Source organism: Nostoc sp. (genome assembly GCF_036917815.1).
GTDB lineage: Bacteria > Cyanobacteriota > Cyanobacteriia > Cyanobacteriales > Nostocaceae > Nostoc.
In genome coordinates, this window is the sequence record NZ_JBALEK010000012.1 from 60324 (window position 1) to 66323 (window position 6000).

A 6000-nucleotide genomic window follows, 5' to 3' on the forward strand; every position below is an offset into this window, starting at 1 on the left:
TTGTTGGTGAATTTTGCACTTTTAGTTACAAGTTTCCTTAGGAATCAGGATTTTTTTAAACGATGGAACGTGGTCTTTTGTGGTTGCCCCTGTTAGTAATGTTTTTCTGGTTGGCTTGGCAAGGCTCGAAGGAGTATCAAAAAGTTGAAGCCTATCGCACTTGGGCAGAGCAATTTGAACGGGCTAAATATGATATTTATGCTGTATTAGGTCAAAAAGGCAACAATCTAACTTGGGGAAAACCCACGACTCAAGGGCCGATTAAACTAGAAACATTCTCTTTGCTTGATGTTAACCAAATCTATCTTTTGATAGATGACAAAAAAGTAGATTTAGAAAAAATACCGGAAAAAGGTCGTTCTATAGAATTACAGTTTCTATTTTCTGAATCTACTGACTCAGTGCGAGTTCCGTTTACAGAAATCCCTTTGGCGGCGGAATGGGGTAAGTTTTTGCAGAGGGTATTACAAGACTTGCGATCGCAACCACAGCAGTAGTTATATTGAAATGGGTATTGGGGAAGAAAATATTTTAAGATTTGTTTGGGGTCTGAATCTCCAGTCCCCAATCCCCAATCCCTAGTCCCCAGTACCCAATCCCTAGTTCAACTAAAAGATTTTATCGCCAGAATCTTCAAAGCTACTGCTTCAGGGACAGGCATCACTGATAAACGATTTCCTTGTCTCACCACCATTAGCTCTTCGGCGCTAAACTCATCTTTGAGTGTTGATAGCAAGATGGGGTTAGAAAAAATCTCAACGAATTCTACGACAACTGTTTGCCACCGAGGGGATTCGGAATTTGATTTCGGGTCATAATATTTACTTTTTGGCTCAAACTGGGTTGGGTCAGCAATATCTTTTTTCACCACACGCATTAATCCAACAATACCGAGAGGATTAGTGTTGGAGTGATAGAAAAAAGCTAAGTCTCCTTCATTCATTTGGCGCAAAAAGTTACGAGCTTGATAATTGCGAACACCGTCCCAGATAGTCTCGCTCTGCCGTTGAAGGTCGGTAATGCTATAGACTTCTGGTTCTGATTTCATTAGCCAATAATTCATCTACACAAGTTATGGATATAGGACTCGGATTTGATTTTTGAAATCCACATAGAAATCAACATCGGGTGCGTTAGGCTCCGCTAACACACCCGACAAAATAGTATGTAAACCATATCTATCTTGAAACCTGTAGTTTTTCCCTGATGAAAAGGATTTGCCCTCATCCCCCAACCCCTTCTCCCATATCTGGGAGAAGGGGAGGCAGAATTTCAAAGTCCCTCTCCCAGACATGGGAGAGGGATTTAGGGTGAGGGCAAAAACTACGGTTCTCAACTTAGATGAGGTTTAAGTTCGTAGTCAGGACTTTAGCCCTGGATTTTTAAGCACTGAAGTGCTGACTACGAACTCATCAAAATTAATGACATGAACCACTAGGCATTCAGTTTTTTCTCTACTAATTCGTTAGTCAGCTTAGGATCAGCACGTTTACCTGTCTTTTTCAGAACTTGTCCGACAAAGAAGCCTTTGAGGTTGATGTTACCATTGCGATACTTTTCTACTTCTTTAGCATTGGCGGCGATGACTTCATCAACGATGGGTTCCAGTACACTAGGATCGGTGATTAACTCTTGACCTGCAAAGGCTTTCTCAGGAGAAATACCACTGAGCAAATCTGGGAGCTTTTCTTTAGCTTGAGCATTGCTAATTTTGCCCGTTTCAATGCGAGTGATGATATCTGCTAGATTGGTGGGAGTCAGAGCGATCGCAGTGATACTGAGTTTTTGCTTGTTAATGTATGCTGCAATATCTTGAGTAATCCAGTTTGCAGCAGCTTTGGGATTTGCTCCCGCCGCGATCGCGGTTTCAAAATATTTCGCGACTGGATGATCTTCTGTCAAAACTCGCGCATCGTAAACCGAAAGCCCCAACTCGTTTTCATAATGATGGCGTTTTTGGGCTGGTAGTTCTGGTAATTCGCTACGCCATTGGGCTAATTCTGCATCTGATACTTCAATTGGTGCTAAATCTGGTTCGGGGAAGTAACGGTAATCGCTAGAACCTTCCTTGACTCGCATACTACTTGTACGTTGAGCGCCTTCTTCCCAGAGACGAGTTTCTTGGATAATGCGATCGCCTGCTTCAATGGCGGCGATTTGGCGCTCAATTTCGTAGTCAATCGCCCGTTGGATGGCGCTGAAGGAGTTCATATTTTTAATTTCTACCTTGGTGCCAAACTCCTTTCGTCCCACCGGACGCACGGAAATGTTGACATCGCAGCGCAGAGATCCTTCTTGCATATTCCCGTCACTCACGCCGAGATACCGGACAATTCGGCGTAATTCTTCGGCATATTCAGCAGCTTCTATTCCAGAACGCAAATCAGGTTCCGAAACAATTTCTACTAAGGGGATACCTGCGCGATTGTAGTCTACCAGAGAATAGGAAGAACCAGAAAGGCGATCGCTACCAGCGTGTACCAATTTTCCTGCATCTTCTTCCATGTGCAGACGTGTGATGCCAATGCGTTTGCGAGTCAGATTACCCTCAGCATCTACCAACTCAATTTCTAACCAACCATGTTCTGCGATCGGTAGATCATATTGAGAAATTTGGTAATTTTTGGGTAAATCTGGATAAAAATACTGTTTACGGTCAAATTTGCTATATCTAGCGATTTGACAATTTAGTGCCAAACCTGTCTTGACGGCGTATTCTAATACTTTTTGATTGAGTACAGGTAAGACCCCAGGTAAACCCATACAAACTGGGTCAATGTTAGTATTGGGATCAGCACCGAATGCTGTAGAGCTATTAGAGAAAATTTTGGTGTTGGTACTCAGTTGACAATGGGTTTCTAGACCAATAATCGCTTCATACTCAGTTTTTACAGTTGTAGCAGTGGTCATAATCTCAATATTTGGGCATAATCCTTGTAGTGGTACTATTGTAGCGGCGTATTGAGTTGCCCTGAAGACGGTTATTTGGGTGAGCAATGCTTACCCTCTTGAGGTTGAAAAGGGAGATGCAAAGCAAAGGTGAAGAAAATCTTAATCATTGGTTCTGGAGGTGCTGGTAAATCTACCCTAGCCCGCGAACTGGGAACGATTTTAGGCTTAGAAGTGATTCACTTGGATGCTTGGTACTGAAATCCTGGTTGGGTTGAGACTTCAAAAGCTGAATGGCAGAGCATAATTCAAGACTTAACCCGGCGAGAATCTTGGATTATGGATGGTAATTTTTTTGGATTTTCCCCGTCTTTTATGTTTGTCGCGAGTGATTAAACGTCGCTTCATGTATGCTGGACAATCTAGACCTGATATGGTATCAGATTGTCCTGAATAGGGTTATTTTCCTTTGTAGGCAAGGAGTTCAGGAAGAGGGAAGTATGTATTGCATCCAATTGCCATACATACTTAGTTAGTTAGAGAAATCTCTGGATCAGGAGTTGAACTGCTACAATAAGCGTCTTAGTTGGCATCATCCAGAGTTAGTTAATCAAAGTTGGGCTTATATTTAGGGGGTTATTTGAAAAAGCGTCCATTGGGATTAGTGGCAATTGTTGTCTACAAAACATTTACCGCCTTACTGCTTATGGCTACTTCGATCGCTTTATTATTGACATTAAAAAATTATCAAAATCTAGAGGCTTTTTCAGATGATTATGTTTTAGAAGGTAAATCGATAATTATTGATTGGGTTTTAAAGAAAGTTATTAATTTAAATCCGAGAACTCTAGCATTTAGCGGTGTTGCAGCCGGAATTTATGCTATTGTTAGTACTATTGAAGCCGTTGGTCTGTGGTACGAAAAGCGTTGGGCACATGTCTTGGTATTGGTACTTGTCGGTATCAGTATTCCACCAGAGATTTATGAGTTGATTCGGGGTATATCTCCGATAAAAATATTGGTTCTTGTGTTGAACTTAGCAGTGTTTGGCTATTTATTACGAAATTTTCCTAAACATCCAAACTAATACCAACCTCGTGCCTTCTGCCTTTTCAAGACAAGAAGTTGCGGGTTTACGCAAAACCAAAACCCCACATTGTACAATCGCTAGAAATTCAATCTGGAGAGCGACTTGCCTAAATCGATTCATTCGACTCAACCACCACTGAAATTTATTCCCCAACGATTGAACCCATTGGTACTCCAGATTGTTCGGTGGTTACTGCCGATCGCACTACGGTTCCGTACTCGCCCTTGGCTACCAGCTGGTATTGTCAAGATTGAAGCCAAGAATGTTGAGGTATTAGCTGAACTTTATCAACAATTCCAGGCTGGAAAAATTCGCTTTTTGTTGGCATTTCGCCACCCAGAGGTGGAAGATCCTCTGTGTATGCTGTATTTGCTTTCTCGCATTGTGCCAGAAGTTGCCCGTCAGGAAGGTATTACACTAAAATCCCTTGTTCACAGCTATTTTCTTTATGACCGGGGTATGACGGTTTGGGCTGGAAATTGGCTGGGTTGGTTATTCTCACGGATAGGGGGTGTACCGGTTCATCGCGGTAGACGACTAGATCGCCAAGCGATCCAAACTGCACGAGAGTTGTTTGCTAATGGTGAACTACCGATCGCAGTGGCACCGGAAGGGGGTACTAATGGTCATAGTGGTATTGTTAGCCCCTTAGAACCTGGTGTTGCTCAAATGGGGTTTTGGTGTGTAGAAGACTTGCAAAAAGCCAACCGGACTGAGACTGTAATTATTGTACCGATCGCCATCCAGTATCGCTACGTTGACCCACCTTGGTCTAAACTGGATTGGCTCTTAAGTAAGTTGGAAGCTGATAGTGGCTTGAAAGTTTTGGAAATTGAGCAGGGCGAACCCGAAGAAATTTACTATCAACGCCTCTTAAGGTTGGCTGAATATCTGATTACCGAGATGGAAGAGTTTTATCGTCGCTTCTATCATCAAGATATCCCAAAAACCATCTTAACTGATGAATCTGCTACTGAGAATCAGGTATTAATTGCTCGACTTCATCGCCTACTGGATAAGGCTTTACAAGTTACTGAGCAATATTTTGGAGTTCAAGGGCAGGGTCATTTTATTGACCGTTGTCGCCGATTGGAAGAGGCTGGTTGGAATTACATTTATCGGGAAGATTTGCCAGATATCAATGCTTTACCACCCTTCAAACGCGGTTTAGCAGACTGGATTGCAGAGGAAGCAGATTTGCGGATGCGACACATGCGGATAGTGGAAAGTTTTGTTGCAGTCACAGCTACTTATATTCAGTCACAACCGACGGCGGAACGGTTTGCCGAAACTGCTTTGCTTGTATTCGATATGCTTTCTAGAATTCAGGATACAACCCTTCCGGGGCGACCTCGGTTAGGTTTGCGACAGACGCAAATCACTGTGGGGGAGCCAATTTCAGTTACTGAACGCTGGAAAAATTGTCAGGGCGATCGCTTGGCGGCTAGACAGGGGGTGAGCGATTTGACAAAAGATTTGCAAATCGCTTTAGAGAAGATGATTGGTTGACACTCCCCGTGCTAAAGCAACGGGGATTCTACATTCATCGACTCGCCATTAGACAACAGGCTTGCGCCAATTGCCCAAGAGGGCAAATCTCCTGTAGCGTAAATTCCGGTATGCCCTACCGTACTCAGTCCTAATCTCAAGATAAAGTCACGGAAGTGTTGGGTTTCGTTCCTCAAATTCTAAGTGGAGCGATGTCTACGACGGGCTACGCCTACGCCCTTAGCATTCTCGCAATGTAGCAATAGACTTCATAAATCAAAAAAAAGAACCTCACCCCGCCTTTGACTTACGTCAAAGTCTCCCCTCCCCGCTTGCAGGGCTACGGTGTACACACATCTTTGTACAAAACCAAAATCGTGAAGATCCCCCTAAATCCCCCTTAAGAAGGGGGACTTTGAGAGATTTTTGCCCCCCTTCTTAAGCTATCCATTATAAACATCTTTCTTAACAAAAAGTTTGACAAGAACCAGAAATTGTGTATTCTCTAAACCGAGAAGGAAAATCTACCAAAG

General features: G+C 43.0%; 5 protein-coding genes and 1 pseudogene. 3 read left to right on the top strand and 3 right to left on the bottom strand.

Features of this window, described 5'->3' with window-relative positions:
- The first annotated feature begins 62 nt into the window (after positions 1–62).
- Complete coding sequence (locus tag V7K97_RS03870; RefSeq protein WP_334799379.1) at positions 63–497, top strand: hypothetical protein; 435 nt, start codon at positions 63–65, stop codon at positions 495–497.
- 107 nt (positions 498–604) lie between these two features.
- Here V7K97_RS03870 and V7K97_RS03875 read toward each other — a convergent pair whose 3' ends face one another.
- Positions 605–1063 carry an EVE domain-containing protein gene (locus V7K97_RS03875; RefSeq protein ID WP_442936828.1) on the bottom strand — a complete coding sequence of 153 codons (459 nt, stop codon included), beginning with the start codon at positions 1061–1063 and terminating at the stop codon, positions 605–607.
- Between the two features lie 371 nt (positions 1064–1434).
- A complete protein-coding gene (gene gatB / locus V7K97_RS03880; RefSeq protein WP_334799384.1) occupies positions 1435–2910 on the bottom strand; it encodes an Asp-tRNA(Asn)/Glu-tRNA(Gln) amidotransferase subunit GatB in 1476 nt (491 codons plus the stop codon).
- Positions 2911–3529: 619 nt separating this feature from the next.
- On the opposite strand from gatB, the gene V7K97_RS03885 reads away from it, so the two are divergent.
- Together V7K97_RS03885 and V7K97_RS03890 are read left to right on the top strand one after the other, a co-directional pair.
- The gene (locus tag V7K97_RS03885) at positions 3530–3976 is read left to right on the top strand and encodes a DUF2127 domain-containing protein (protein ID WP_334799381.1); all 447 of its coding nucleotides are present in this window, start codon (positions 3530–3532) and stop codon (positions 3974–3976) included.
- Positions 3977–4081: 105 nt separating this feature from the next.
- A complete protein-coding gene (locus V7K97_RS03890) occupies positions 4082–5488 on the top strand; it encodes a 1-acyl-sn-glycerol-3-phosphate acyltransferase (protein WP_334799382.1) in 1407 nt (468 codons plus the stop codon).
- 11 nt (positions 5489–5499) lie between these two features.
- Here V7K97_RS03890 and V7K97_RS03895 read toward each other — a convergent pair.
- Positions 5500–5631: pseudogene (locus V7K97_RS03895) on the bottom strand (RNA-guided endonuclease TnpB family protein); the annotation flags it as partial.
- Positions 5632–6000: the final 369 nt, after the last annotated feature.

Bases quoted from the DNA above. Each gene is read 5' to 3' on its own strand.
- V7K97_RS03870 (WP_334799379.1), top strand. From the start codon at position 63: ATGGAACGTGGTCTTTTGTGGTTGCCCCTGTTAGTAATGTTTTTCTGG.
- gatB (WP_334799384.1), bottom strand. From the start codon at position 2,910: ATGACCACTGCTACAACTGTAAAAACTGAGTATGAAGCGATTATTGGT.
- V7K97_RS03875 (WP_442936828.1), bottom strand. From the start codon at position 1,063: ATGAATTATTGGCTAATGAAATCAGAACCAGAAGTCTATAGCATTACC.